This window comes from Streptomyces sp. NPDC058664 (assembly GCF_042716635.1).
GTDB lineage: Bacteria > Actinomycetota > Actinomycetes > Streptomycetales > Streptomycetaceae > Streptomyces.
This window is the reverse complement of the sequence record NZ_JBHXRW010000040.1, coordinates 20,726-47,716: the sequence shown is the minus strand read 5'-3', so window position 1 is coordinate 47,716 and position 26,991 is coordinate 20,726. Positions and strand designations below refer to the sequence as shown.

Below are 26,991 nucleotides of genomic sequence, written 5' to 3'. Positions count from 1 at the left end.
AACCAGGAGTGGCCACCCTCAAATGAAACAGACTTAAGGGGTACAACCCAATGGCAGCGGAGATCGTCAATCCTCGCAATGACAGTGGTACGGAAGGGGCTCCGGAGGAGCCCTTCGATCCTGTCTTCGCCCTCCACCGGGGCGGCAAGATGGCCGTTCAGGCCACCGTCCCCCTGCGGGACAAGGACGACCTGTCCCTCGCGTACACGCCCGGCGTCGCCAAGGTGTGCACCGCGATCGCCGAGCAGCCCGAGCTGGTCAACGACTACACCTGGAAGTCCCAGGTCGTCGCGGTCGTGACCGACGGTACGGCAGTGCTCGGCCTCGGCGACATCGGCCCGGAGGCCTCCCTCCCGGTCATGGAGGGGAAGGCCATCCTCTTCAAGCAGTTCGGCGGCGTGGACGCGGTCCCGATCGCCCTCGCCACCACCGACACCGACGAGATCGTCGAGACCGTCGTCCGGCTCGCCCCGTCCTTCGGCGGCGTGAACCTGGAGGACATCTCGGCGCCGCGGTGCTTCGAGATCGAGCGCAAGCTCCAGGAGCGCCTCGACATCCCCGTCTTCCACGACGACCAGCACGGCACCGCGATCGTCACGCTCGCCGCCCTCCGCAACGCGGCGAAGCTGACCGGCCGGACCCTCGGCGACCTGCGCGCGGTCATCTCCGGCGCCGGTGCGGCCGGAGTGGCCATCGCCAAGTTCCTCCTGGAGGCCGGCCTCGGTGACGTGGCCGTGGCCGACCGCAAGGGCATCGTCAGCCGCGACCGCGAGGACCTCACGGACGTCAAGCGCGAGATCGCCGAGCTCACCAACAAGGCCGGGCTCGCCGGCTCCCTGGAGAGCGCCCTGGCCGGCGCGGACGTCTTCATCGGCGTCTCCGGCGGTACGGTCCCCGAGGCGGCCGTCGCGTCCATGGCTCCGAACGCCTTCGTGTTCGCCATGGCCAACCCGAACCCCGAGGTCCACCCCGACGTCGCGCACAAGTACGCGGCCGTCGTGGCGACCGGCCGCTCGGACTACCCGAACCAGATCAACAACGTGCTCGCGTTCCCCGGCATCTTCGCCGGCGCGCTCCAGGTCCGGGCCTCCCGGATCACCGAGGGCATGAAGATCGCCGCGGCCAACGCGATCGCGGACGTGGTGAAGGACGAGCTCGCCGCCGACTGCGTCATCCCGTCGCCGTTCGACGAGCGGGTCGCCCCTGCCGTCGCGGCCGCGGTCGCCGCCGCCGCCCGCGCCGAGGGCGTCGCCCGCCGCTGACGCGTGCGTCCGGTGGCGCGCCTTGTGCGGGCGCGCCCGCCGGTACGCCCGCGGATTCGTCCGCCGGTCCGCCCGGTGGTCCGTCCCGGTGGTCCGTCCCGGTGGTCCGTCCGCCGGTACGCCGAGAGGGCCCCGTTCCGTACGTCGGAACGGGGCCCTCTCGCATGCTCCGGGGGCCGAGGGCGGCGGCCCGCTTTCAGACGCAGGCCCTGCCGGTGGGAGCCGGGGCCGGTTCGCGGGTGGCGGGGTACCGGGCGGTCAGGAACAGGGCCGCGACGGAGGGCTTCACCGCGTAGTCGGCGCCGGTCCTGCCCCCGTCCGCCTCCCACCAGGAGAACGGGTAGCGACGGCCGGACGCGTCGTACGCCTCCCGCATCCCGCCGATCACATCCGCCACGGCGCTCGCCGGACCGGCCCCGTCGGTCCTGGCGAACGCCCGCGCGAACAGCTCCGTGCAGTGCACACGCTGCCCCGGGCGTTCGACGAGGTGGTCGAGGACCTGTCGGGCGGAGGCGGGCAGCGCCGCCGCGAAGGCGACGGCGAGGCCGCCGTCCGCCGCACCCCACGCGGACGACGCGGAGTGGCCCGAACCCCCGTCGTGCCGCTCCCGGTCCGGTGCGCCCTCGTCCAGGAACCTGCGCGTGTCCGTCACGCCCGCACCGTATCGGCGGGGAGGGACACGCGTCACACGGGTGTGTGGTTCCGCCACGCGCCCGCGGCGACCTAGGGTCGGGTCCATGTTCGCTGCCTATGCTGCCCGAATCGATCGCGACCAGCCCCTGAACGGCCTCGAATTGGGCGAACGCCCCGAACCCGAGGCGCGGGCCGGCTGGACCACCGTCACCGTCAAGGCCGCCTCGCTCAACCACCACGACCTGTGGTCGCTGCGCGGGGTCGGACTGCCCGAGGGGAAGCTGCCGATGATCCTCGGCTGCGACGCCGCCGGCATCGACGAGGACGGCAACGAGGTCGTCCTGCACTCCGTGATCGGCCAGACGGGCCACGGCGTCGGACCCGACGAGCCCCGGTCCATCCTCACCGAGCACTACCAGGGCACCTTCGCCGAGCGGGTGACCGTGCCCCGCTGGAACGTGCTGCCCAAGCCGAAGGAGCTCTCCTTCGAGGAGGCCGCCTGCCTGCCCACCGCCTGGCTGACCGCCTACCGGATGCTCTTCACCAACGCCGGCGTACGGCCCGGGGACTCGGTGCTCGTCCAGGGCGCGGGCGGCGGCGTCGCCACCGCGGCGATCGCCCTCGGCAAGGCGGCCGGTCTGCGGGTCTTCGCGACCAGCCGCGACGAGGCCAAGCGCAAGCGGGCCGTGGAGCTGGGCGCGGTCGAGGCGTACGAGCCGGGCGCGCGGCTCCCGCGGCGGGTGGACGCGGTCATCGAGACCGTCGGCGCCGCCACCTGGTCCCACTCGATCAAGTCGCTGCGGCCGGGCGGCACCCTCGTCATCTCGGGCGCCACGAGCGGCGACCGGCCCGCGCACGCCGAGCTGACCCGGATCTTCTTCCTGGAGCTGAAGGTGGTCGGTTCGACCATGGGCTCCAAGGACGAACTGGAGGACCTGCTGTCCTTCTGCGCGGCGACGGGCGTCCGGCCGGTCGTCGACGAGGTCCTGCCGCTGGACCGGGCGCGGGAGGGCTTCGAGAAGATGGCCTCCGGCGAACTCTTCGGCAAGATCGTCCTGAAGACCTCGTGACGAACCCTTGATGACTCGTCAGTAGTGCTGATGGGATCTCCGGCACGCGAAACATGAGCGATGTTCACCTCGTCGTGCCGGAGGTCTTCCTTGTTGCGAACCACCCTTGCCGCGGGCGCCGCCGTCGCCGCGCTGCTCGCCCCGACCGGCGCCGCCCACGCCGAGAGCCCCGGCGGTGACCGGATACCCGCCCTCACCGACGAACACGGCCGCACCCTCACCCTGCGCGGCTGGAACGTCGAGGACAAGGCGAACCGAGGCGACGCCGCCCTCTCCGCGATCACCGAACGGCACTTCCGCGACATGCGGGCCAGGGGCTTCAACTTCGCCCGCCTCCTGGTCTTCTGGGACGATCTCGAACCCCGGCCCGGTCAGTACAGCCAGGGCTATCTGCGGAAGATCGGACGGATCCTGGACTGGGCCGAGAAGCACGACGTCAAGGTCCTCATCGACGCCCACCAGGACGTCTTCGGACCCGCCTTCGGCCATCGGGGCGTGCCCGCGTGGGCGACCAGGACCGACGGACTGCCCTTCACCCCGCACCCGGACGACTGGTTCTCCGAGTACTTCGAACCCGCCGTCCAGCGGGCCTTCACCCACCTCTACGAGGACGAGGACCTGCGGCGCGCGCAGGCCGACATGTGGCGGGTGCTCGCCGACCGCTTCGAGGACCACCCGGCCGTCATCGGCTACGACCTCATCAACGAGCCGATGGGTGAGCTGCGGGAGGGCGAGGACCTGGCGACGGCGGCCCGGCGCATCGAACGGGACCAGCTCACCCCCCTGTACAACCGCCTCGCGGACGCCGTCCGGTCGGTCGACCCGTCCACCTGGGTCTTCGTCGAGCCGACCCCCATCGTGGGCGAGGGCGTGCCCACCGGACTCGGCCGGATCGACGACCCGAAGGTCGTCTACGCCCCGCACTTCTACAACACCGGCATGGAGGCGGGCGCCGACTACGACCCCGCCGCCGGCTGGATCGAGAGCTACGAGCAGGCCGTCACCCTGTACCCCAAGGAGTACAAGGTGCCCGTGGTGGTGGGGGAGTGGGGCCCGCTCAACAACTCCCTGCCGAACATGAACCGCTTCTACCGCGAGGCCATGGCCTCCCTCGGCCGCTACGGCTCCGGCTGGGCGGGCTACGTCTGGTGCTACGGCGGCGGCTACTGCGCGGTGGACGGCGCCGGGACCTTCCGTACGAACAAGGAGCTGACCGCCGAGCCGTACGCGGAGGCGGTCGCCGGCACGGTCCGCTCCGCCGCGTACGACCCGGGGGCCGGCGTCTACCGACTGTCGTACGACTCCGCCGGGCGGCGCGGCCCCCGGATCAGCGAGCTCTCCCTGCCACCCGGCACCTGGCGGGTGAAGGCCGGGGGCGGGGCGCTGGTGCTCCGCGGGACCGCGGGCAAGGCCTGGATCCTCGCGGCTCCCGGCGCCCGGGTGACAGTGACCGTCACCCGGGGCTGAGGCCGGTCGTCCCCCGGAGCCGAGGCCCGTCGTCCTCCGGGGCCTCGGAGACTTGGACCGTCGGCCCGGCCGTCCCCCTACGCTCTGGGGCGGGACCGCAGCAGGCCCGTGATGCGGACCGCCGCCGTGGACAGCTGGTCACGGGCCTCGGCCAGCTGGTCCTGGCTCACCCCGTGATCGCGGGCCGCGTCGCGGATCTCGTCACGGAAACGGTCGAGGAGCCGGTCGAGGTCACGGGCCGGGTCCCCCGAACCCTCCGTGTCCCGCGCCCACTCCGGCACCTCGCCCGACGGGGCCGTCGCGAACGGCGGCTCCTGGGCGGCGGCCTTCGGATGGGTCGTCCCCGCCACGAGGCCGCCGAGCTGGGCCGTGATGTCCGAGAGGCCCTCCCAGACACCCTTGGGCCAGTCGCCCCGCGAGAAGCGGTCCTGGACCTCCTCCTGCACCTGCTGGGCGATCCGCTGGAACTCCTTCGCCTGGTGGCGGGCGGACTTCGCCTCGGCGCGGGCCTGGCGGGCCTGCTCCTTCCACTCCTGCCCGACCCGGCGCAGCTCCTCCTTGGCGTCGGCGAACGAGGAGGGCTCCGCCGCACGGGTCCGGCCCGCCGCCGCGCGCATCTCGCTGCGCACCCGGCCCGCCGCGCCCCGGACGTCGTCGCGGATCTCCGCCGCCAGCTCCGACACCGACTCGCGGATCTCCCGCTCCAGGTCGTCCAGTTCGGCGTCGCGCCCGGCCAGTTCGGCGCGGCCGGCGTCGGTGATCGAGTACACCTTCCGGCCGCCCTCGCTGGCGTGGGTGACGAGACCCTCGGCCTCCAATTTGGCGAGCCGCGGATAGACCGTGCCCGCGGAGGGCGCGTAGAGCCCCTGGAAGCGCTCCTCCAGGAGGCGGATCACCTCGTAGCCGTGGCGCGGGGCCTCGTCGAGCAGTTTGAGCAGATAGAGACGGAGGCGGCCGTGCGCGAAGACGGGCGGCATGTCAGAGCACCTTTCCGGTCGCGGAGGGGGCGGAGGAGGGGGAGGAGCCGGTGTCCCCGTCCGGCTCGGGGCGCCGGAGCAGGGCGATGGAGCCGGAGACGGTGGTCGCCTTGAGGGTGCCCCGGCCCGCACCGAGGGTGCCGGTCACGGACTTGGTGCCCCACTGGCCGCCGACGCGCAGGTCCTCGAAGGCGTTCGACACGGAGCCGCTCGTGGTGCTCGCCTCGACCCGGGCGTCGGCCGGGTGCGGGAGCCGGATGGCGACCTCGCCGGAGACACTGGCGAGCCGGATGTCGGCGGGCGGCCCGTCGAGGTCGGCCGGGTCCAGGTCGATGACCATGTCGCCGCTGACCGTCTCCGCCTTCACGGAGGCGCCCGCGCCCTCGATCACCGTCACGTCCCCGGTCACCGAGTTGACCCGGAGGGCGCCCGTCACCGACTGCGCCTCCAGGTTCCCCGAGACGCTCTCGGCGCGGACCGGTCCCGAGAGCCCGAGGAGGGTGGTGTCGCCGGTGACGCCGCGCACCTCCGTACGCCCCCGGATGCCGGTGACGACGGCCTCGGCGCCGACCACTCCCACCTCGACGTCGACGCCCGCCGGGACGGCCACGGAGACGACGGCCCGGCGCCGGTACTCCTTGCGGTCGAGCCACTTGAGGATGCTCTTCCACTGCAGGTCCTCGTAGCTCACGGTCAGGGTGGAGCCGTCCTGCGACACGATCAGCGGTGGCCCCTCGATCTCCGAGATCTCCACCCGGGCGGAACTCTCGTCCGTCCCCACCACGTTCACCGCGCCGTTGACGATGCGGATCTGAAGCCGGGTCACGGGGTCGGCCGGCGCCAGTTTCGTCGGCTCGGTGACGGACCACTCTGTCATGGTGCTGACCTCCCGTTTCGGCAACGCAACATATCGCGTCTTTCGAAAGACACGCTATATCGCGGTGAAGGGAAGTCAACCCTGACTCTTCCCTGACGGGGGTAACAATCGCGGTGAAATAAGGACAAACTGGCTTAGCGTAGGGTCATGAACGCGACATCCGGACCGCGCCCCGACGGCGCACTGCTGCTCTGCCGCGCCGATCTTCCGGCGGTCCGCCCGCCCGCCCGGCTGCTCGGGGAACAGCTGCTCCTCGCCCCGGCCGGCGACGGCTGGAGCGTCCTCGTACCGGAGGGCAGGCCCTGGCTCCACGGCGGGGAACCCGTCGAACAGGTCGTCACCGGCTGGGCCACCGCCCTCGCCGTCTCCGCCGCCACCTGGCCCGTCGTCGCGCTCTGGTGGGACCGCGACAGGGCCGGACTCACGCTCGCCTCCGGCTTCCGCCGCACGGTCGGCTACACCTGGCTCGCGGACGGCACGCCCGTCGGCGAGGACGAGGCCATGCGGACCTTCGCCGACCGGCTCGCCCTCGACCCGGTCCTCGACGTACAGGCCCTGGACCCGCTCACCGTGCCCGACCCGGAGGCCGACGCCCACCGCCGGCTCGTCGGCGTCGTCGCCGTCCTCGGCCGCACCGGGCTCGCCCTGCCGGCCGGGCTCGTCCCCGGCGAGAGCGCCGACCGGCTCCGCTCCGACGCCCTGGCCCGGGGCGCCGAGCAGCTCGAACGGTCCGGCGACGAGGCCTCCCCCGCGCGAGCGGCGCTGAGAGCCTGGGGAAGCGACGCCGTGCGCGCCGAACTCGACGTGGCGGAGGGCAGCCCCCTCGGCCCGTACCTGCGGGGCCCCGAGGCGCGCGTCCTGGGCGGAGTGCAGCTCGCGGTGGGGCTGCCGCTGCTGCTCTGGGGGATCGGCCGACGCAGCGGCGGCTGGGCGACGGCCGGGGCACTGCTCGTCGCGCACGGCGCGCTCGGCCTCGCCTACGACCGGCTGCGGGAGGCCTGACCACGCGCGCGGGCGCGGACGGACGCGACTACGCGCGGGTGCGGGCGGATACGACTCCGCGCGCGGCGCGCTCTACTCGTCGTCGTCCTCGTCGTCGTCCAGACGGGCCAGCCAGGTCGCGAGGCGCTCGACCGGCACCTCGAAGTCGGGGTTGAGGTCGACGAACGTCCGCAGCTGCTCGGCGAGCCACTCGAAGGTGACCTCCTCCTCGCCTCGCCGCTTCTCCAGTTCCTCGATGCCACGGTCGGTGAAGTACATGCGATCAGGATAGGCCGTACCCCTCCCGTCCCCTGTCGCCCGTCAGTCCCACCGACTAGCCTTCCTCATCATCGTTTCGGGGAGCGGGGGCGCTGTGACACACGGGATCGCGCGGATTCGGCTGGACGACGGCACGCCCGTGTGGGCCCGGGTCAGTGACGTGCAGGAACTCGGCAGGGGCGGCGGGTTCCAGGACACCGGCGTCAGGGACCGGGTGGTCTCGATGGCCGGCGGGCTCACGGACGTGGTGCGCGGAGTGGTCGGCTCGCTGCGCGCCGGACTCGACCCACAGGGGCCGGTGGAGGTCGCCGTCAGCTTCGGCATCGAACTCTCGGCGCAGTCCGGCAAGGTGATCGGGGTCCTCGCGGACGGCTCGGGCAAGGCCTCCGTGAGCGTCTCCCTCACCTGGACCGAACCGGGCCCGACGCCCGCGACGGACCCCGCGCCGACATCGACACCGGCGACGGATCCCGAGTCGACACCGACGCCCGTGACGGACCCCGCGCCGACACCCGTGCCGGAGACGGGGCCCGCGACGGCACCGGCACCCGGGACCGACAGAGCCCCCCACGCGCGCCCGGCGGCCGATGAGCGCGCATGAGCGCCTTCGACGCTCTCGTGCGCCCCGCACTCGTACGCATCGCCGCTCCCGGCTGCGGGTATGACCCGCACGGCGACCGGTACTGGGGCACCGGCTTCTTCATCGCCCCCGGCTGGGTGCTGACCTGCGCCCATGTCGTGGCCGAGGGGGGAAGCGCGGTGTGGAGGAGCGAGCCGGCCGTCGGCATCACCTGGGAGGACGGCAAGACCACCCGGGAGACCACCGGCACCGTCGTGCTCGCCCTGCCGCGCCCCGACCGGCCCGACGACCCGCCGGACCGGTGGGCCTTCCCCGACCTCGCGCTCGTCCGGGTGCCGGGCGCGCGGAAGGCGTCCTGCGTGCGCCTCGGCGAGCGCCCGCCCGTCCCGCCGACCGCCGTCGGACTGCACGGGTGGTCACGGGAGACCGGCGAGCTCGGCGTCCGGCACGTCCACGGCACCCTGATCGGCAGCGACGGGAAAGCCCTCATCACCGACTGGGTCATGCCCGTCGAAGGCTGCTCGGGCGGGCCCGTCGTCGACCACCAGCAGGGCGCCGTCGTCGGCCTCAACAAGGGCCGCGGGCGCGACGGCGGCGCGGTCGTCCCCGTCACCGCCCTGCGCGCGCTGCACGACCTCCCCGGCGGCGACGCCATGGGTGAGGCGCTGCGCGCCCACGACCGGTACCACCTGGCCCGCTACCGCTCGCTCGACGACCGGCCCGACTGGACCCGCGCCCAGCGGAAGCTGTCCGGTGCCCAGGGCGTGAGCCCCGGCCTGCGCACCCAGCTGTACGGGCACTTCGCCGAACTGCCCGCGCCCACCGCGCCCGGCGAGATCATGGACCTGATCGACCAGGTCAAGGCGTGGATCAGGGACGACGACCTGCCGGACGCACTGGAGGACGATCCGCGCACCTGGAGCGAGGGCGCCGGACTCCTGCGCGGCCTGCGGGCGCCCCGCAGGGACGGTGTCCGCGACCTCGACCTGGACGCGGTGCTCCTGTACGCGGCCCATGTCGCCCGGCACGTCGGCGGGCGGTACGGCGACCGGGCCGACACCACGGCGCTCACCCGCTGGATCGTCGACGAGTCGGGCGACGCCGACCGCCACCTCCGGCGCGAGATCGACCGGCTCGTCACCCCGGGCAGGCCCGCGCCGCTCTCCGTACGCGAACCCCGCGCGCGTGCGGACGTCCTCCTGGAGATCGACACCCCCCGCTGGGGCCGGAGTTACCCGTGGCGGGTCAAGCTCCTCCTCGACGGGCACACCGTCAGCCCGCTCCACTGCGACGACCGGGGCGTCGAGCGGGCCCGCCTCAGGGAGACCCTGCGCGAGCCGCTCGCGGACGCCCTGCGGCGCGGCGACAGCGGACCGCACCTGGCGGCCGTGGAGGCGGTGCTGCCGCGCGAGCTCTTCGACGAACCCCTCGACACCTGGCGGCTCGAACCGCCGCAGGGCCCCGACGACGCCTGGGCGACCACCCTCGGCCAGCGCAGGATCGTGGTCATCCGCGACGCCCGCCGCCACGACCGGGAACCGGCCCCCGAATGGCGCGAGCGCTGGGAGGCGGCGGAGCGCGGACCGCTCCACGCCACCCCGCTGCGCGCCGAGGTGCAGGGCGCGGGCCCGGACGCCCACACCCCGCGCGTACGCAGGGAGACCTGGGCGGAGACGTACGACCGGCTCCGTGAGACCGAGGCCGGTGCCGTCCCCGTCTACTGCGGTCAGGTGGGCAGTGGCGACGGCCTCATGGCGATGAACGCGGCCCTGGCCGCAGGACACCCGCTCGCCCTCTGGCGTACCGGCGCCCACGACCACACCGACTGCGCCGAGTTCCACGAGCGGGCCGACCGGCTGCTCACCACCGCCCTCACCGCCTGGGGCGTACGCGGTCCCGTCCGCTCCCTGCGCACCCGCGCGACGGACCGGGCGGCCGGGCCCGAGGCGCGGGCCGCGTACGCGTGGGCCGAGGGCATCGCGGTCCTGCTCGACCCGCCCGACCGGCCGCCGCACGGCGGGCGTCTGGAGGCCCCGACGCTGCTCGGGGAGGGGGAGCAGTGACCCGAGCGGCCACCGGGACGACCGACCCGCGATCCGTCCGGTCACGCCATCGGCAGGCCCCGCCCCCGGGCGGTACCGTCGACGGACCCGGCATCGACACCACAGCCAGGAGGAGTCCATCGTGAACGATTGGCGGATCTACCGTGGTGCCGGTCTTCCGCACGACGAGATACGGCGGCTGCCCGCGCCGCCGCCCTGGCGGGACTTCTCGACGGGCGGCGCCGACGACACCCTGGCCGGTTCCGACCGGCGGCTCGGCGTCAAGCGCAGACTCGTCCAGAACCACCACCCCAGACCCGCGGAGACGGACGCCGTCAACGCCGCCCTGTACCTGAGGCGCCCGCTCCTCGTCACCGGCAACCCCGGCACCGGCAAGTCCACCCTCGCGCACGCCGTCGCCCACGAACTGGGCCTCGGACGGGTGCTGCGCTGGCCGATCGTCAGCCGCACCACCCTCCAGGACGGTCTCTACCGGTACGACGCCATCGGCCGGCTCCAGGACGTCCAACTGGAGCGCGCCCAGGCAGGATCGCCCGGCTCCGCCGCCGCGGCCCCGGCCGGCATCGGCTCGTACATCAGGCTCGGACCGCTCGGCACCGCGCTGCTCCCCTCCGAGCAGCCCCGGGTGCTGCTCATCGACGAGCTCGACAAGAGCGACCTCGACCTGCCGAACGACCTCCTGAACGCCCTGGAGGAGGGCGAGTTCGCCATCCCCGAGCTGGAGCGGCTCGCCGACCGGGAGCCCGTCGTCGAGGTGCTCAGCGACGACGGCCGCAAGGTGCGGGTGTTCGGCGGCCGGGTCCGCTGCACCACCTTCCCCTTCATCGTCCTCACCTCCAACGGCGAACGGGACTTCCCCGCCGCCCTGTTGCGCCGCTGCATCCGCCTCGAACTCGAACCGCCCGGCGAGGAGCAGCTCCGCGCCATGATCGAGGCCCACCTCGGCACCGAGGCCGCCGGGGGCGAAGGGGAACAGGGCCTCGTCCAGCGCTTCCTCAACCGCGAGCCCGGCGAGGTGATCGCCACCGATCAGCTCCTCAACGCCCTCTACCTGACCCAGCACGCCTCCCGCGCCGAACGGGTCACCAGGGAACGCATCGCCGACATGCTCATGCAACCGCTCGATCAGCCGAGGTGACGGACGGATGCACCGGATGCATCTGGAAGAGCTCACCCGCAGACTGCGGGACGGTGGCCAGGACCCCACCGCCGAGGACGTCGCCGACGCCCTCTGGCTGGCCCAGTGGCTCCCCGGCCCCACCCCGGGGGAGCCGGGCGGGCCGGAAGGGCCGCGGAGCCCGGAGACCGACCCACCGCGGGAGACGGCCGAGGACGCCTCCGACGGTCCGCGCCGGTCCGCCGGGGACCCGGACCGGGGCGAGAACGGTGCCGTACGCGACGGCGTGGGAGCGGCGGGAAGGGCGGGCGGGCCGCCGGGGCCGGGCGCCCGCGAGTCCGTCTCCCTGCACATGGTCACCGGGACCCGCGGAGCCGCCGGCACGGACGGCGGACCAGGGCGTACGGAGCGGGGCGCGACCCTGCCCGTCCGCGCCCCCGGCGCCAACGCCCTGCCCGGACTCCTCGGCCTCCAGAAGGCCCTCCGCCCCCTGCGCGGCTACACCCTCGCGCCGCACCGCCCCGGCGAGGGCACCCTCGACGAGGAGGCCACCGCCGAACGCAGTGCCGCCGCCGGCATCCTCACCCCCGTCCTGCGCCCCGCCGCCGGACGCCGCCCCGACATCCAGCTCCTCATGGACACCGGCCCCGCCATGGTCGTCTGGAGCCGGATGGTCGAGGAACTCCGCCAGGCCTGCCAGCAGTCCGGCGCCTTCCGGGACGTCCAGGTGCACCGCCTGTACGACACCGGCGAAGGCCCCCCGCTCGTCACCACCACCTCGGGCGCCGACGGCCGGCCCCGGCTGCGCCCCGTCGACCAGCTCCACGACCCCACCGGCCGCCGGCTCACCCTCGTCGTCAGCGACTGCGTCGGACCGCTCTGGCAGCGCGGCGCCGCCCAGCGCTTCCTGCGCCAGTGGCCCCGCCACTCCCCGCTCGCCCTCGTCCAGCCCCTGCCGCCGCGCCTCTGGCCCCGTACCGCGCTCCCCGCCGAACCCGGCACCTTCCAGCGCTCCGCGACCCCCGGCGGCCACAGCGCCTTCCGCTCCGACGACGAACCCTGGGGACCCCGGGAGACCGGCCGCCGGGCCGTCCCCGTGCTCACCCCGACCCCCGAGGCCTTCGCCTCCTGGACCCGGCTCCACACCGGACACGGCGGCAACACCGTACGAGGCTGGGCGGCCTGGCTCGGCCCCGAGCCGGTGAGGCCGCACGCGTCCCGCACACCCCGCGCGCCCCGGAGCGACGACGACCTCCTGCGCGCCTTCCGGGCCGGCGCCTCACCCGGCGCGCTCCGCCTCGCCGTCCACCTCGCGGCGGCCCCCCTGACGCTGCCCGTCATGCAGCTCGTGCAGCGCGCCATGCTGCCCGACACCGGGCCGATGGAACTGGCCGAGGTCCTGCTCAGCGGGCTGCTGCGACGGCTGCCCGGCCCCACCCCGTACCCCTGTTTCAGCTATCCGCCCGGCATCCAGCAGCACTTCCTCGGCTCGCTCGACCCCAGCGCCGCCGCCCTCGTCCTCAAACACTGCTCCGCCTACGTGGAGCGCAATTTCGGCCAGGGCATGCGCAACTTCCCGGCGCTCGCCGCCGCCCGCCTCGCGGGAACCGGCACGGAGGACGGTACGGAAGCCGGCCCGGGCCGGGGCGCCGGGGCGGCCGCCCGGAGGGCCGCCGGACGGGCCGGCGACCTCCCCCACGAGACCGACACGGCCCGCGCGGCCCACGGGACCGACGCGACCTACGAGACCGACGAACCCCTCGGGCCGGACGGCGCCGAGACCGAACTCTTCGCCCGGATCCCCGCGCGCGTCCTCCGCTTCTACCACCCCGACCTCGTCACTCCCGACCCGCTCACCGAGGCCCGCCGCCTCCTCGCGCAGGGCCGCGGCCAGTCCGACCCCGCTCTCCTCGCCGGCGCCCGCGAGCGCGCCGAGGCGGCGCTCCCCGCCGAACCGGTCGAGGCCCGCATCGTCCTCGCCCGCGCCCTGTACGCCGAAGCGGGCACCGCGGCCGCCCGGCGCACCGGCCGGCGCCAGGAGCTTCTCGGCCAGGCCGCCGACACCCTCGTACGGGCCGGTGAAATCGCCCCGCCCGGCGACGAGGCCTGGGCCGAGGCGCGGCTCGAACTCGCCGTCGTCCACCACGCGCTGTGGCGCGAAACCGACGAGACCGGCCACCTCGACGCGGCCCTCACCGCCCTCGCCGAGGACGCCGACCACTGGCCCGAGACCGCCCGCCACACCCTCCACCTGCGCCGCGGCCGGCTGCTCCTCGCCCGCGGCGACGGCGACGCGGCGGCCGGCGAACTCACCGCCGCCCTCGCCCTCCACGAGAACGCCGCCGCCCTCCTCGACCTCGCCGACGCCCTCCGCCTCGCCGAGGCGGACCCGGCCCGCATCGGCCTCGTGCTCGACCGCGCCGAACCCCTCCTCGGCGACGGCCGCGCCCTGCGGCTGCGCTTCACCACCGCACGCGCCCGGCTGTACGACGCCCAGGGCGACGGAGCCGCCGCCGACGCGGCGTACGAGGAAGCCACCCTGCTCGCCCCCGCCGACAGCGCGCAGCGCGGCCCGCTCCTGCTCACCTGGGGCGGATCGCTCCTCCGGCGCGCCGCGGCCGGCACCGGCACGGCCCCCGTCGACCGGGCCGAGGGCGTCCTGCGCGAGGCCCTCACCCGGCTGCCCGCCGGGGCGCCCGAGCGGGCCAGGGCGCGGACCCTGATCGGCAGCGTCCTCGCGCTCCGCTTCCACCGCGCCGGATTCCTGCCCGACCTCTTCGAGAGCCGTCATCTGCTCGAACAGGCGCTCCGGGGCACCGACGACCCCGCGGACCGCGCCGGGGTGTGGCTGCAACTGGGCCGGGTGCGGCTGGAACTGGCCGAGACGGCGCGGGACGGGGTGATCGGCGACGCGCTCACCGCCTACCGCAACGCCGGCGAGGACTCCCGTACCGCCCACGGCGACACGCCTGGCACGGTCACCGGCGCCCGCGCCCTGCACGCCCAGGGCGCCGTCCTGTTGCTGATGGGCCGGCCGGGGCGGGCCAGGACCGCGCTGCTCGCCGCGACCGAGCAGTGGCGACGGCTCACGGGGGAACTGGTGGAGGTCGACTGGGACGACGTGGAACGGACCCGGGCGCTGCTCGCGGAAGTGGAGAGCGCGAAGGGGCGGGAGGGGGTGGCGCTCACGTCCGAGGAGCGCCGCCGCGTCGCGCCTCCGTGGTGGTCCTGGACGGCTGGATAACGGGGGCGCACATGGGGGCAGTTGAATCGAATGGGTTTCCGGTCTCGTGGTGTCGGGAAGAACCGCCGCACCGCTACGACCGTGGGGGACAGCGTCGGTGAGGAGGAGCCGAGAGTGTTCGAGCGCACGGGGTGGGCGACCGGTGTCGGCCGGGATGCCGTCAGGTCCCCGCATCTGTCCGATCTCGCGGCCGTCGACCTGCGTACCTTGCGGGTCATGGACGACGCCGCCCTCGGGGCGGCGGTGGAGAGAGTGCTGCTCCGCCCCTCGGATCTCGTCGAGTCCTGGCAGGAGGACGAGTCCGTCGGCTGACGGCCGGGCCCGCCCGCGGGACGTCCGTACGGGGCGCTCGGTTTCGGCCGTTGTCCCGGCCCCCGCCGGCCGGCCGGCCGACGCCCTGAGGTCCGGCGCCCTGCGGTCCGGCGCCCTGCGGTCAGGCACCCTGCGGTCCGGCGCCCTGAGGTCCTGCGCGCCCTCCGCCCCATCGCCCGTCGTCCCGTCGTCCGGCCCGCCCGGTGGTCGGGCGTGTGTCCGGAGCCGGGAGTGATCGCGGCTCCGCCGGACCCGGCGGTCCTCGCCGAGATCGCCACCACCCGCCCCGGAGCTGCCGGGGCGTCCTTTCTGCGGTCCGGGCTGCACGGCCGCCGGCTGCTCCTCCTCAAGACCCTCCTGGTGCGGGTCCAACGCCACCGCGAGGCGGTGGCGCCCACGGTGCTGCGCCGCTTCGAGGCGGGCTGGCTCCTGCTCGAAAGGGCCGAGCGGGCCGGTCCGGCCGTCGTCCGCGCCGTCCTGGACTACCCGACCACCGGGGCCTGGCTCGCCGCCGCGCTCACCGAGCCGCTCGGGGCAGGCCTCGACCGCCACCTCGCCCATCTCGAACCGCTCGCCGTCACCGCCGCCCTGCGCGCCGGACTGCCCCTGGACCTGGTGGTCGAGGCACCCGGCGGGGTGCTCCCACTCACCGGCGTCGGCCGGGTCGAGGCGGGCGGCGCGGAGCGGGTCCGGATCGACGCCCGCTCCCGCTCGGTGCGGATCGGGGGCGGCGACGGTACGGGCTCCCGCGCCGTGCTCCGCCGCCGGCCGGACGGCCCCGCGGGGGCGATGACGGGCAGCGGTCCCGGCTGGCGGGGGCTGCGCGCCCTGCCCGGCGGTGCGACCCGTCTCGAGGACCTCGACCCGTACCGGCTGCCGCCGGCCATGGGCATCCCGGCCGGGGCGGCGGCCGACCACGCCGACACCGACCACGCCGGCTGGGCCGGCCGCTGGACAGCCGCCCACGGTCTGCTGCGGGGGACCGACCCGGTCCGGGCCGTCGAGGTGGGCCGCTCGGTGGACGCCGTCGTGCCGCTCGTCCCGCGCGGGACGCGTTCCCTCGGGGCCACGCTGAGCGCCGCCCCGGGGGCCGTCCTCATGACGCCCTCCGCCGGCGGGGCGGACATGGCCGAGACCCTCGTCCACGAACTGCACCACAGCAAGCTCGCCACGCTCCACGAGCTGGTCCCGCTCTACCGGCCCCGCCCGCCGGACCGGGCGGCTCCCACCTACCGGGTCGGCTGGCGCACCGACGCCCGCCCGGTCGCCGGCGTCCTCCAGGGCGCCTACGCCCATCTGGCGCTCGCCGACCTGTGGCACCGGGCGGCCAGGGTCACCCGCGCCTCCGGTGTGCCCGAACAGTGGCGCGTACGGTCCGCGCAACAGTTCGACCATGTCCACGATCAGGTGGCAGAGGCCCTTGCGATCCTGCTTGAATCCGATGAACTGACCGGATTGGGGAGGGAGTTCGCCGGTCACATGCGAAAGCATCATGCGAGTCTCGGCTCCGGTCGGCGAGCCCTTGGGTAACACTGTGCCCACGGCACATGACACTGCGTTGCGCGTGAGCGGGACGGGAGATGCACACATGGCGGAACAGCGGTCGGGCGGCGCTTCGGCGGACCACGGTGGCAGAGCCGCCCCCGAGCACGTCCTCGTCGTCTTCCCCGGCTACCACAGGCCGTGGGCGGCCTGGATCAACCAGCGCCTCGACACCCACGGCGTCCGCGCCACCCTGCAACGCTGGGACCCGCCCCGCGAGGTCCCCCTGGAGGACTCGCTCGGCGACCTGCTCCTCGCCCGCGGCCAGGTCCTCCTCGTCCTCGACGACTGGTTCTTCGAACTCGGCCCCCGCCCCTCCGGCGAGTGGAACGACGTCCTGCGCAGCTTCGTCGCGGGCCACGCCGACCGCTTCGCCGCCGTCAACCTCACCAACCGCAGCCTGCTCCCGGCCACCGCCGTCCTCGAACCCGTCAGCCTCTGGGGCGTCGGGGAGGAGGAGGCCGAGGCCCGGCTCCTCAGCAGGCTCGGCATCGAACCGCGCCGTTCCCCCGCCCGCCGGATCCCGCCGGGGGCCCTCGTGCGCTACCCCGACACCCCGCCGGACATCTGGGGCGAGGTGCCCCGCCGCAACCCCCGCTTCACCGGTCGCGACGACCTCCTGACCGAGCTCCAGGAACGGCTCATGGACGCCGAGCGCGGCAACGCCGCGTACACCCTCCTCGGCATGTCCGGCATCGGCAAGACCCAGATCGCCGCCGAGTACGCCCACCGCTTCAGCTCCGACTACGACGTCATCTGGTGGGTGAGCTCCGACGACCGGAACGTCCAGCGCGACCGCCTCGGCGAACTCGCCGTCGCCCTCGGACTGCCCACCGGCAGCGAACCCGGCGAACGCATCCGCGCCGTCCGCGAAGCCCTCCGCCGCGGCGACCCGCACGGCCGCTGGCTCGTCGTCTTCGACGGCTGGGACGACATCGAGGGCGTCAACGTCATGCTCCCGCACGGGCCGGGACACGTCCTCATCACCTCCCGCAACCACGGCTGGCGCGAACACACCGACGTGCTCCCGGTCCGCAACTTCGACCGCGCGGAATCCACCGGCTACCTCATGCGCCGGGCCCCGCACATCACCGCCGCCGAGGCCGACGAGGTCGCGGCCGAGTTCGGAGACGTACCCCTGCCCCTCGTCCAGGCCGCCGCCTGGCTCGGCGAGTCCGGCATGGAGGCCTCCGAGTACCTGCGCATGGTCCGCGAAGGGCGGCTCTCCACCGTCGACGCGCCCAGCACCGGCGACGGCATGCCCAACACCTCCCTCACCTCCTGGTCGATACTGATCAACCGGCTCCGGCGCGCCCAGCCCCAGGCCATCGACATCCTCAGCCTCTGCGCCTCCTTCGCCCCCGGCCGCATCCCCCTCGGCATCGTCCGCGCCTACCCGCAGGCCCCCCTCCCCGAGGACCTGCGGTGGATGGCCACCGACCTGCCCGCCTGGTCCCGTGCCCTCGACACCCTCGTCAACTACTCGGTGCTCACCCGGGAGATCCGCGGCCCCGTCACCAGCGAGGAGGCCGCACCCCAGCAGGAGTCGGTCCACATGCACCGGCTCGTCCACGACATCGTCTCCCGGCTCACCGACGGCGAGCACCGCGACGCCCACCGCAAGGCGGTCCGCACCCTCCTCGCCGAGGCCGACCCCGGGAACCCGACGGACAGCCGCAACTGGCCCCGCTACTCCGAGCTCCTGCCCCACCTGGAGCCCTCCGGGGCGCTGCGCAGCACCGACCCGCGCATCCAGACCACCGTCCTCAACTGCCTGCGCTACTGCGACCGCAGCAGCGAGTACAAGGCGGGCACCCGCCTCGCCGAACGCATCCGCGGCAGCTGGACCGGCTTCATGGACCCCCTCTCCCCGCCCATGCAGGAACTCACCACCCTCGAAGGCGACATCCTGCGACGCAGCGGCGGCTTCCGCGAGGCGTACGAACTCGACCTGGCCCGTCGCAACCTGCTCGCCGCGGCCGACCACACCGACGAGCTCAGCGACCTCCAGTCCAAGATCTGCATCGCCCGCGACCTGCGCTTCCTCGGCCAGTACAAGGAATCGGAACGACTCCAGCGCGAAGTCCTCGCCGAGGCCCAGAGCCTCCTCGGCGAGACCCAGCAACTCACCCTCGCCGCCCGCCACAACGTCGGCGTCGTCCTGCGGATGCTGGGCCGCTACCAGGAGGCGTACGAGCAGGACGCCGACACCCTCGCCCGCTGCGAGAACATCCTGCGCCCCCACCACCCCTCCACCCTCAACTCCAACAACGCCGTCGCCCAGGACCTCCGGCTGCTCGGCCGCTACCGCGAGGCCCTCGGCCGCCAGGAGGCCAACGTCCGCCTCCACGTGAAGATCCTCGGCGCGCAACACCTCCAGACCCTCTACGCCCGCAGCCAGCTCGCCCTCTGCCGGCGCCGCGAAGGCGGCTTCAAGGACGACATCGGCGCCGTCATGACCGGGGTCCTCGACCACCTCGAACAGGCCCTGGGGCGCGGCCACTACATCACGCTCTCCGCCGTCACCAACTACGCCAACTACCTGCGCGAGCACGGCGACCTCGACCGGGCCCGCGAGCTCATCACCGAGGCCGAGGCCGGCTACCGCGCCCTCCTCGGCCCCGCCCACCCGGTGTCCACCGGCGTCCTCGCCAACACCGCCCTCGTGATGCAGGCCTCGGGCGAGCGGGCCTCGGCCCTGACCATGCTGGAGTCCGCGCTCGCCGGACTCACCGCCTCCCTCGACCCCGACCACCCCTGGGTGCTCGGCTGCGCCCTCAACGCCACCGCGGCCCGCAACTTCAACGGCAGGGTCGTCGAGGCGGCCGACCTCAGCCGCGACACCCTGCGCCGGGCCCGGCACGTCCTCGGCAACGAGCACCCCCTGACCCTCTCCTGCCAGGTCGCGCTCGCCACCGACCTGCGCGGTCTGCGCGAGACCGACGAGGCCGGGAAGCTGGAGGAGGACGCGCTCCTCACCCTCACCAGGACCCTCGGCGCCCAGCACCCGCACACCCTCTCGGCCCGCCAGCGCAACCGCCCGTACTGGGACTTCGAGGCCAACCTCTGAGCCGTACGGGAGAACGCCGGAGGCCCGGCACCCCTGGTGGGTGCCGGGCCTCCTCACGTACTGCGCTGATCAGGCGTCGAAGACCTCGTTGACCAGCTGCTGCTGCTCCGCCTGGTGGCGCTTGGCCGAGCCGACCGCCGGGGAGGAGGAGTGCGGACGCGAGATCCGGCGCAGGCGCTCGCCCGCCGGGATGTCCGCGCCGACCGCCAGGTCCAGGTGGTCGATCAGGTTGAGCGCGATGAACGGCCAGGCACCCTGGTTCGCCGGCTCCTCCTGCGCCCAGATGTACTTCGCGGCGTTCGGGTACTTGGCGATCTCGGCCTGCAGCTCGGCACCCGGCAGCGGGTACAGACGCTCCAGACGGATGATCGCGGTCTCCGTGTCACCGCGCTTCTGACGCTCGGCCTCCAGGTCGTAGTAGACCTTGCCGGCACAGAAGACGACCTTGCGGACGTCCGCGGCGTTCATCGCCGTGTCGCCGATCACCGGGCGGAAGCCGCCGGTGGTGAACTCCTCCACCTTGGACGCCGCGGCCTTCAGACGCAGCATCGACTTCGGGGTGAAGACGATCAGCGGCTTGTGGTGCGGGTTGTGGACCTGCCAGCGCAGCAGGTGGAAGTAGTTCGACGGCAGCGTCGGCATGGCGACCGTCATGTTGTCCTGGGCGCACATCTGGAGGAAGCGCTCCGGGCGCGCGGACGAGTGGTCCGGGCCCTGGCCCTCGTAGCCGTGCGGCAGGAGCAGCGTGACGCCGGAGGTCTGGCCCCACTTCTGCTCGGCCGAGGAGATGAACTCGTCGACGACGGTCTGCGCGCCGTTGACGAAGTCACCGAACTGGGCCTCCCAGATGACCAGGGAGTCCGGACGGGCCAGCGAGTAGCCGTACTCGAAGCCCATCGCCGCGTACTCGCTGAGCAGCGAGTCGTAGACGTTGTAGTGGGCCTGGTCGTCGGTCAGGTAGAGCAGCGGGGTGTAGTCCTCGCCGGTCTCCTGGTCCACCAGGACCGCGTGACGCTGGCCGAAGGTACCGCGGCGGGAGTCCTGGCCGGAGAGCCGGACCGGGGTGCCCTCCATGAGCAGCGAGCCGATGGCGAGGGTCTCGCCGAAGCCCCAGTCGATGGTGCCGTCGTCGATGGAGGCGGCACGGCGCTGCATCTGCGGCAGCAGACGCGGGTGGACCGTGATCCGCTCCGGGACGCTGACCTGCGACTCGGCGATCCGCTTCACGACCTCCTGGGAGACCGCGGTGGTGACGCTGACCGGGAAGGCGGCCTTGGCGTCCGGCACGGTCGCCGCGGACGGGGCGGCGGTGGCCTCGCGGACCTCCGCGAACACCTTCTCCAGCTGGCCCTGGAAGTCCTGGAGCGACTGCTCGGCCTCTTCCAGGGTGATGTCGCCGCGACCGATGAGCGACTCGGTGTACAGCTTGCGCACCGAACGCTTCTTGTCGATCAGGTTGTACATCTGCGGGTTGGTGAACGAGGGGTTGTCGCCCTCGTTGTGACCGCGGCGGCGGTAGCAGATGAGGTCGATCACGACGTCCTTGTTGAACGTCTGGCGGAACTCGAAGGCGAGCCGCGCGACGCGGACCACGGCCTCCGGGTCGTCGCCGTTCACGTGGAAGATCGGCGCCTCGATCATGCGGGCCACGTCGGTCGCGTACATCGAGGAACGCGAGGACTCCGGGGCGGCGGTGAAGCCGACCTGGTTGTTGATGACGATGTGGACCGTGCCGCCGGTGCGGTAGCCGCGCAGCTGCGACATGTTGAGCGTCTCGGCGACGACACCCTGGCCGGCGAAGGCCGCGTCACCGTGCAGGGCGACGGGCAGGACGGTGAAGTCCGTGCCGCCCTTGTTGATGACGTCCTGCTTGGCGCGGACGATGCCTTCCAGGACCGGGTCGACCGCCTCCAGGTGCGAGGGGTTGGCGGCCAGGGAGACCGTGATCTGCTCGCCGTCGAGACCGGTGAAGGTGCCCTCGGCGCCCAGGTGGTACTTGACGTCGCCGGAGCCGTGCATCGACTTCGGGTCGAGGTTGCCCTCGAACTCGCGGAAGATCTGCGCGTACGACTTGCCCACGATGTTCGCCAGGACGTTCAGCCGGCCGCGGTGGGCCATGCCGATGACGACCTCGTCGAGGCGCGACTCGGCGGCCGAGTCGATGACCGCGTCGAGCAGCGGGATGACGGACTCGCCGCCCTCCAGGGAGAAGCGCTTCTGGCCGACGTACTTCGTCTGCAGGAAGGTCTCGAAGGCCTCCGCCGCGTTCAGCCGGCGCAGGATCCGCAGCTGCTCCTCGCGCTCCACGCGGGAGTGCGGGCGCTCGACGCGGTCCTGGATCCACTTGCGCTGCTTCGGGTCCTGGATGTGCATGAACTCGACGCCGGTGGTGCGGCAGTACGAGTCGCGGAGCACGCCGAGGATGTCGCGGAGCTTCATCATCGACTTGCCGGCGAAGCCGCCGACCGCGAACTCCCGCTCCAGGTCCCACAGGGTGAGGCCGTGCTCGGTGATGTCCAGGTCGGGGTGCTTGCGCTGCTTGTACTCCAGCGGGTCGGTGTCGGCCATGACGTGGCCGCGGACCCGGTAGGAGTGGATGAGCTCGAAGACCCGCGCGGCCTTGGTGACGTCGTCGTCGTGCGACGCGTCGATGTCCTTGAGCCAGCGGACCGGCTCGTAGGGGATGCGCAGGGCCTTGAAGATGTCGTCGTAGAAACCCTCCTCGCCGAGGAGGAAGTTGGCGACGACGCGCAGGAACTCGCCGGAGGCGGCGCCCTGGATGACCCGGTGGTCGTACGTCGAGGTCAGGGTCATGACCTTCGAGATGCCCAGCTTGTTCAGGGTGTCCTGGGAGGTGCCCTGGAACTCGGCCGGGTAGTCCATCGAGCCGACGCCCATGATGACGGACTGTCCGGGCATCAGACGCGGCACGGAGTGGACGGTGCCGAGGCCGCCGGGGTTCGTCAGGGAGACCGTGACGCCGGTGAAGTCCTCCATCGTCAGCTTGCCCACGCGGGCGCGCTTGACGATGTCCTCGTACGCCTGCCAGAACTCGAAGAAGTTGAGCGTCTCGGCCTTCTTGATGCCCGCGACGACGAGCTGGCGGTCGCCGTTGGGCTTCACCAGGTCGATCGCGAGACCGAAGTTCACGTGCTCCGGCTTGACCAGGGTCGGCTTGCCGTCCTTCTCCGCGAAGGAGTAGTTCATCGACGGCATGGCCTTGATCGCCTGCACCATCGCGTAGCCGATGAGGTGCGTGAAGGAGATCTTCCCGCCCCGGGCGCGCTTCAGGTGGTTGTTGATCACGATCCGGTTGTCGAAGAGCAGCTTCACCGGGACGGCGCGGACGGACGTGGCCGTCGGCACCTCCAGGGAGGCGTTCATGTTCTTCGCGACCGCGGCGGCGGGGCCGCGCAGCGTGACCAGCTCGGGGCCGGCGGCGGCCGTGGTGGCTTCCTTCGCCTTCGCGGGAGCCGGAGCGGCGGCGGCCGCGGGCTTCGCGGCGGCCGGGGCCGGCGCGGCGGGGGCCGCCGCGGGCTTCACGGGAGCAGGAGCCGGGGCCGCGGCCGGGGCGGGCGCGGGAGCCGGAACGGCCGCAGGAGCGGCAGGCGCGGCCTGTGCGGGGCCCGCCTGCGGCGCGGCGGGCGCGCTCTGAGTGGTCTGAGTGGTGGGTGCCGGCGGGGCGGTCGGGGTCTCCGACGCTCCGGGCTTGTAGTCGGCGAAGAAGTCCCACCAGGCACGATCGACCGAATTCGGGTCCTGGAGGTACTGCTGGTAGATCTCGTCGACGAGCCACTCATTGGCACCGAAGGCGGTCGCAGGGTTCTGGCCCTGCCCGTCTTGGTCGGTCGGGGAGCTCGGGGTACTGGGGGACTGAGACGACACGGCGGCAACCGCCCTCTTCCGCTTCACAAGGTGATGGACAGCGGAAATAAAGGCTACGCCTGTCCGGCCGGGAGGTGCAGGCCGGGCGCTCCAACGTCGCGCAAGTCACACTTGACGAGGTGTTTCGGGGTCGTGAATGGCGGGAAACAAGCGTGGTTGCGAAGCTGTGAGGGTACGAGAAAGCGCAGGTACGGCCCTTTTCGACCGCACCCCTGACCGCGTCCCGCTCATGTGCACGCAGGTCTTACCGACGTACACGCAGAATGCGCCCTTCCGGTTCGAACCCTACGTCAATCTCTCGGAGGGAGGCTGCCCGGAAGAGTGACTCTGATGCGGCATCCACGTGAGGATTCGGCCACACCGATTCCGCCGCCGTGCAGATCCACCGCCCAGCGGGCGATCGCGAGACCGAGCCCCGTGCCGCCGTCGCTCCCCGGCCCCTGCCGCAGCGGCGCCGCGCCCCGGTTGAAGCGCTCGAAGACCTTGTGCCGCTCCGACTCCGGGATGCCGGGACCCTCGTCCTCGACCTCCAGCTCCAGCGAGTCCCGGTACGGGCCGCGCCGGGCCCTGACCGTGACCCGGCCGTGCGGCGGCGAGTGCTTCACCGCGTTGTCGATCAGGTTCGCCATCACCTGGTGCAGCCGCTCCGCGTCCGCCACCGCGACCAGCTCGGGCGGCGACACGTCCAGGTGCAGATGCACGTCCGTACGGTTGTGGAGCCCCGAGGTGGACGACAGGCCCCGCTGCGACGCGGCCAGGTTCGCCTCCCGCAGCACCCCCGACAGATACGGCCACACCTCGAAACGGCCCGCCCGCAGCGCGACGACACCGTTGTCGAGACGGGACAGGTCAAGCAGCGTCTCCACCAGCCGGCCGAGCCGCTCGGTCTGCTTCAGCGCCGACCGCATGGTCTCCGGATCCGCCTCGGACACCCCGTCCACGACGTTCTCCAGTACGGCCCTGAGCGCGGCGATCGGGGTGCGCAGCTCGTGCGACACGTTGGCGACCAGCTCCTTGCGGTGCCGGTCGACGGCCTCCAGGTCGTCCGCCATGCGGTTGATCGTCGAGGCGAGGTCGCCCAGCTCGTCCCGCCGGTCCGCGCCCCGCACCCGGTGGCTGAAGTCGCCGCGCGAGATCGTCCCGGCCACCGTCGTCATCTCGTCGAGCGGAGCCGTCAGGGACTGGGCCACGAACTGGGTGATCAGCAGGGTCGCGATCATCGCGAAGATCGTGATGTACCGGAACTCCGTGGACGTGCGGATCGCGACCAGGGCCAGACAGGAGGTCAGCAGGACCGCCCCGACGACCAGCGCGCCCAGCTTGGTCTTGATCGAGATCACGATCCGGCGCGGCCTGCGCGCCCCGTCCGTGCCCCGCCCGGGCAGCCGTCCGTACCGCTCCCGCCGCCCCTGCGGCCCCCCGGGCCCCGGCCGGCTCACAGCGCCGGGGTCTCCAGCGCGTAACCGACGCCGTGGACCGTGCGGATGCGCTCGGCCCCGATCTTCCGGCGCAGCGCCTTGATGTGGCTGTCCACGGTCCGGGTGCCCGAGGCGTCCGCCCAGTCCCACACCTCGGCGAGGAGCTGCTCGCGGGAGAGGACCGCCCGCGGCGTGCCCGCCAGGCAGACGAGGAGGTCGAATTCGGTCGGCGTCAGGTGCACGTCCTCGGAGCGCACCCGGACCCGGCGCTGCGCGTGGTCGATCTCCAGTTCGCCCAGGCGCAGGATGCCGCTGCGCGGGGTGACCGCCGCGAGCGCGGCCCGCTCCACCCGGCGCAGCAGCACGTGCACCCGGGCGGCCAGCTCCCGCATCGAGAACGGCTTGGTCATGTAGTCGTCCGCGCCCACGCCGAGACCGACCAGCATGTCGGTCTCGTCGTCGCGGGCGGTCAGCATGAGGACCGGGACGGGGCGCTGGGCCTGGACCCGGCGGCACACCTCCAGGCCGTCGAAACCGGGCAGCATGACGTCCAGGACCATCAGGTCCGGCTGCCAGGCCTCGGCCGCCTCGACGGCCGCGGGGCCGTCGGTCGCGGTCTGCACGAGGAAGCCCTCGGCGCGGAGCCGCGCGGAGATCGCCTCCACGATCGTCGCGTCGTCCTCGACCACCAGGACACGTCGCTGAGCCCCCGGAGTGGCCGCCGCACCGTGGTGAGTGGTGTGTGTCTGCTCCATTGCCCCGCCTCGCGTCGCCGATGTCGGTGCAGCAGCCTAGAGGTACCGGCGGCGTCCCGGCTATCCAGGAGCCGTCCGGGGGCCGCCCCGGAGCTGTCAGGGACGGACGGCGAGGTGGACCGCGTCGGGGACGCCCCGGGCAACGGGGACCTCTTCCGTCCGTACCCCGCTGAATCCGGCATTCCGCAACGTCTGCTCGAAATCGCCGGAGGGCCGGGCGGACCACACGGCGAGCACTCCGCCCGGGTTCAGCCGGGCCGCGCACAGCGCCAACCCCTCGGCCGCGTAAAGGGATTCGTTGTCCTCGGTGACCGTCCAGTCCGGGCCGTTGTCGATGTCCAGACAGAGTGCGTCGAAGGTGTCCGTGGAGGTGAGGAGGTACTCCACGAGGTCCGTGTGCAGGATCACCGTCCTCGGATCGGCGAGCGCCCTCCCGGAGATCGCGGCGAGCGGCCCCTGCCGGTGCCAGTCGATGACCGCCTCCTCACGCTCGGCGACGGCGATCCGGCCCCAGCGGGGGTCGGCGGCGGCGTGCGCGAGGGAGAAGCCGACACCGAGCCCGCCGATCAGGACGGAGGCGCCGGTGCGGACCTCCTCGGGCAGGGCGCCTTGCGCCGCGTCGATCAGGAGCCGCTCGGAGCGCCCGTCGGAGGTGTCCATCAGGAAGGTGCCGTTGGCGATGATCTCGTAGTGCTCGTCGCGGCGGCGCAGCACGACCTCTCCGTACGGCCCTTCGCGGCGGTCGAGGGTCACGGGTCCTGACATCGTTCGTCACTCCGTTCTCGTCGTCTCGTGGTCGGCGGTCGGCCCGCCCGCCCCGGCGGGACGGGCCGACCCGGACAAACACCTTACGGAGCTCCCGGGTTACGCCCCCGGGCCGTCAGGACTCACCGGTCGCGCGCCGCGCACCCCACCACACGTACCCGCCCGTGCCCGTCACGAACACGGCGACCGCCACCGTCCACGCGCCGGCCTGCGGACCCGGCTGCATCACCCAGGCCCACCACTGCGCCGCGCCACCCGGCGCCGCCGGGGCCGCGAGATAGACCACGCCCACGAGGAACACGGGCGGCAGCCAGCTCAGCCGGGCGCCGGCGACGGCGGCGGCGCCCGCCGCCACCCCCACGAGCCCCAGCGTGTTCCGTACGGCGGCGGGCGCCCCGTACGCCTCCGGGTGGTCCGGCAGCGCGAGGGCGAACAGGGCGGCGGCGAGCACGACCGGGGCGAGCACCTGGGCGAGCCGTCGCGGCCACCACGGCCGGACCGCCGTACGGTCCAGCTCGTCGCTCGGGGTGTACAGGCCCGCGCCGACCGCCGCCGCGGCGAGCAGCGGGCCGAGGACGACGACCGGCAGCCGGGCCGTGTGGTCGAAGCCGGGCAGCGACACCAGCCACCGGGCCGCCCAGGCGGCGGCCGCCGCCGTCCCGGCGAGGGCGGCGAGTGCCCCGGGCATCCCGCG

At 73.4% G+C, this 26,991-nt stretch carries 20 protein-coding genes; 11 read left to right on the top strand and 9 right to left on the bottom strand.

Annotated elements, in window-relative coordinates; all coding sequences use genetic code 11:
• Positions 1–50: 50 nt before the first annotated feature.
• Positions 51–1,262 carry an NADP-dependent malic enzyme gene (locus ACFWUY_RS28165; protein WP_384115439.1) on the top strand — a complete coding sequence of 404 codons (1,212 nt, stop codon included), beginning with the start codon at positions 51–53 and terminating at the stop codon, positions 1,260–1,262.
• Positions 1,263–1,458: 196 nt separating this feature from the next.
• Here ACFWUY_RS28165 and ACFWUY_RS28160 read toward each other — a convergent pair whose 3' ends face one another.
• The gene (locus ACFWUY_RS28160) at positions 1,459–1,914 is read right to left on the bottom strand and encodes a DUF6416 domain-containing protein (RefSeq protein ID WP_384115436.1); all 456 of its coding nucleotides are present in this window, start codon (positions 1,912–1,914) and stop codon (positions 1,459–1,461) included.
• Between the two features lie 85 nt (positions 1,915–1,999).
• Between ACFWUY_RS28160 and ACFWUY_RS28155 the strand changes: the two genes are divergently transcribed.
• Together ACFWUY_RS28155 and ACFWUY_RS28150 are read left to right on the top strand one after the other, a co-directional pair.
• The gene (locus ACFWUY_RS28155; RefSeq protein ID WP_384115433.1) at positions 2,000–2,965 is read left to right on the top strand and encodes a zinc-binding dehydrogenase; all 966 of its coding nucleotides are present in this window, start codon (positions 2,000–2,002) and stop codon (positions 2,963–2,965) included.
• 60 nt (positions 2,966–3,025) lie between these two features.
• Positions 3,026–4,432, top strand: coding sequence for a cellulase family glycosylhydrolase (locus ACFWUY_RS28150; protein ID WP_384115430.1), 1,407 nt, complete (start codon positions 3,026–3,028; stop codon positions 4,430–4,432).
• A gap of 77 nt (positions 4,433–4,509) precedes the next feature.
• Here ACFWUY_RS28150 and ACFWUY_RS28145 read toward each other — a convergent pair whose 3' ends face one another.
• Entirely contained in the window at positions 4,510–5,409 is a 900-nt protein-coding gene (locus ACFWUY_RS28145; protein ID WP_384115427.1) for a PadR family transcriptional regulator, read from the bottom strand.
• A 1-nt stretch (position 5,410) separates the two neighbouring features.
• Complete coding sequence (locus ACFWUY_RS28140; protein ID WP_384115424.1) at positions 5,411–6,286, bottom strand: DUF4097 domain-containing protein; 876 nt, start codon at positions 6,284–6,286, stop codon at positions 5,411–5,413.
• A 147-nt stretch (positions 6,287–6,433) separates the two neighbouring features.
• Here ACFWUY_RS28140 and ACFWUY_RS28135 point away from each other — a divergent pair, with 147 nt between their 5' ends.
• Positions 6,434–7,288 carry a hypothetical protein gene (locus ACFWUY_RS28135; RefSeq protein ID WP_384115421.1) on the top strand — a complete coding sequence of 285 codons (855 nt, stop codon included), beginning with the start codon at positions 6,434–6,436 and terminating at the stop codon, positions 7,286–7,288.
• 72 nt (positions 7,289–7,360) lie between these two features.
• Here the strand turns inward: ACFWUY_RS28135 and ACFWUY_RS28130 are convergent, their stop codons facing one another.
• Positions 7,361–7,546 (bottom strand): DUF6104 family protein, encoded by a 186-nt coding sequence (locus ACFWUY_RS28130; protein ID WP_024761804.1) that lies wholly within the window; start codon positions 7,544–7,546, stop codon positions 7,361–7,363.
• A gap of 94 nt (positions 7,547–7,640) precedes the next feature.
• Between ACFWUY_RS28130 and ACFWUY_RS28125 the strand changes: the two genes are divergently transcribed.
• The 7 genes from ACFWUY_RS28125 to fxsT all read left to right on the top strand — a co-directional run bounded on the left by ACFWUY_RS28125 (position 7,641) and on the right by fxsT (position 19,474).
• The gene (locus tag ACFWUY_RS28125) at positions 7,641–8,147 is read left to right on the top strand and encodes a CU044_2847 family protein (RefSeq protein WP_384115418.1); all 507 of its coding nucleotides are present in this window, start codon (positions 7,641–7,643) and stop codon (positions 8,145–8,147) included.
• The gene (locus tag ACFWUY_RS28120; RefSeq protein ID WP_384115415.1) at positions 8,144–10,189 is read left to right on the top strand and encodes a trypsin-like peptidase domain-containing protein; all 2,046 of its coding nucleotides are present in this window, start codon (positions 8,144–8,146) and stop codon (positions 10,187–10,189) included. Before ACFWUY_RS28125 ends, ACFWUY_RS28120 begins: the two co-directional genes overlap by 4 nt.
• A gap of 121 nt (positions 10,190–10,310) precedes the next feature.
• A complete protein-coding gene (locus ACFWUY_RS28115) occupies positions 10,311–11,327 on the top strand; it encodes an AAA family ATPase (RefSeq protein WP_384115412.1) in 1,017 nt (338 codons plus the stop codon).
• A 16-nt stretch (positions 11,328–11,343) separates the two neighbouring features.
• On the top strand, positions 11,344–14,550 hold the full coding sequence (locus ACFWUY_RS28110) for an SAV_2336 N-terminal domain-related protein (protein WP_384115409.1): 3,207 nt from the start codon (positions 11,344–11,346) through the stop codon (positions 14,548–14,550).
• 114 nt (positions 14,551–14,664) lie between these two features.
• Complete coding sequence (locus tag ACFWUY_RS28105; RefSeq protein WP_384115406.1) at positions 14,665–14,862, top strand: hypothetical protein; 198 nt, start codon at positions 14,665–14,667, stop codon at positions 14,860–14,862.
• A gap of 231 nt (positions 14,863–15,093) precedes the next feature.
• The gene (locus ACFWUY_RS28100; RefSeq protein WP_384115402.1) at positions 15,094–16,392 is read left to right on the top strand and encodes an aKG-HExxH-type peptide beta-hydroxylase; all 1,299 of its coding nucleotides are present in this window, start codon (positions 15,094–15,096) and stop codon (positions 16,390–16,392) included.
• Positions 16,393–16,450: 58 nt separating this feature from the next.
• A complete protein-coding gene (gene fxsT / locus ACFWUY_RS28095) occupies positions 16,451–19,474 on the top strand; it encodes an FxSxx-COOH system tetratricopeptide repeat protein (RefSeq protein WP_384115399.1) in 3,024 nt (1,007 codons plus the stop codon).
• Positions 19,475–19,543: 69 nt separating this feature from the next.
• Here the strand turns inward: fxsT and ACFWUY_RS28090 are convergent, their stop codons facing one another.
• The 5 genes from ACFWUY_RS28090 to ACFWUY_RS28070 form a co-directional block, all read right to left on the bottom strand.
• Positions 19,544–23,359: a multifunctional oxoglutarate decarboxylase/oxoglutarate dehydrogenase thiamine pyrophosphate-binding subunit/dihydrolipoyllysine-residue succinyltransferase subunit gene (locus tag ACFWUY_RS28090; RefSeq protein WP_384115396.1), complete on the bottom strand. Its 3,816-nt coding sequence runs from the start codon at positions 23,357–23,359 to the stop codon at positions 19,544–19,546.
• 290 nt (positions 23,360–23,649) lie between these two features.
• Entirely contained in the window at positions 23,650–24,744 is a 1,095-nt protein-coding gene (locus ACFWUY_RS28085; RefSeq protein ID WP_384115529.1) for an ATP-binding protein, read from the bottom strand.
• A gap of 50 nt (positions 24,745–24,794) precedes the next feature.
• Positions 24,795–25,532, bottom strand: coding sequence for a response regulator transcription factor (locus ACFWUY_RS28080; protein WP_384115393.1), 738 nt, complete (start codon positions 25,530–25,532; stop codon positions 24,795–24,797).
• 96 nt (positions 25,533–25,628) lie between these two features.
• Positions 25,629–26,297 carry a spermidine synthase gene (locus ACFWUY_RS28075; RefSeq protein ID WP_384115390.1) on the bottom strand — a complete coding sequence of 223 codons (669 nt, stop codon included), beginning with the start codon at positions 26,295–26,297 and terminating at the stop codon, positions 25,629–25,631.
• A gap of 115 nt (positions 26,298–26,412) precedes the next feature.
• Complete coding sequence (locus ACFWUY_RS28070) at positions 26,413–26,985, bottom strand: hypothetical protein (protein ID WP_384115526.1); 573 nt, start codon at positions 26,983–26,985, stop codon at positions 26,413–26,415.
• Between the last annotated feature and the right edge of the window lie 6 nt (positions 26,986–26,991).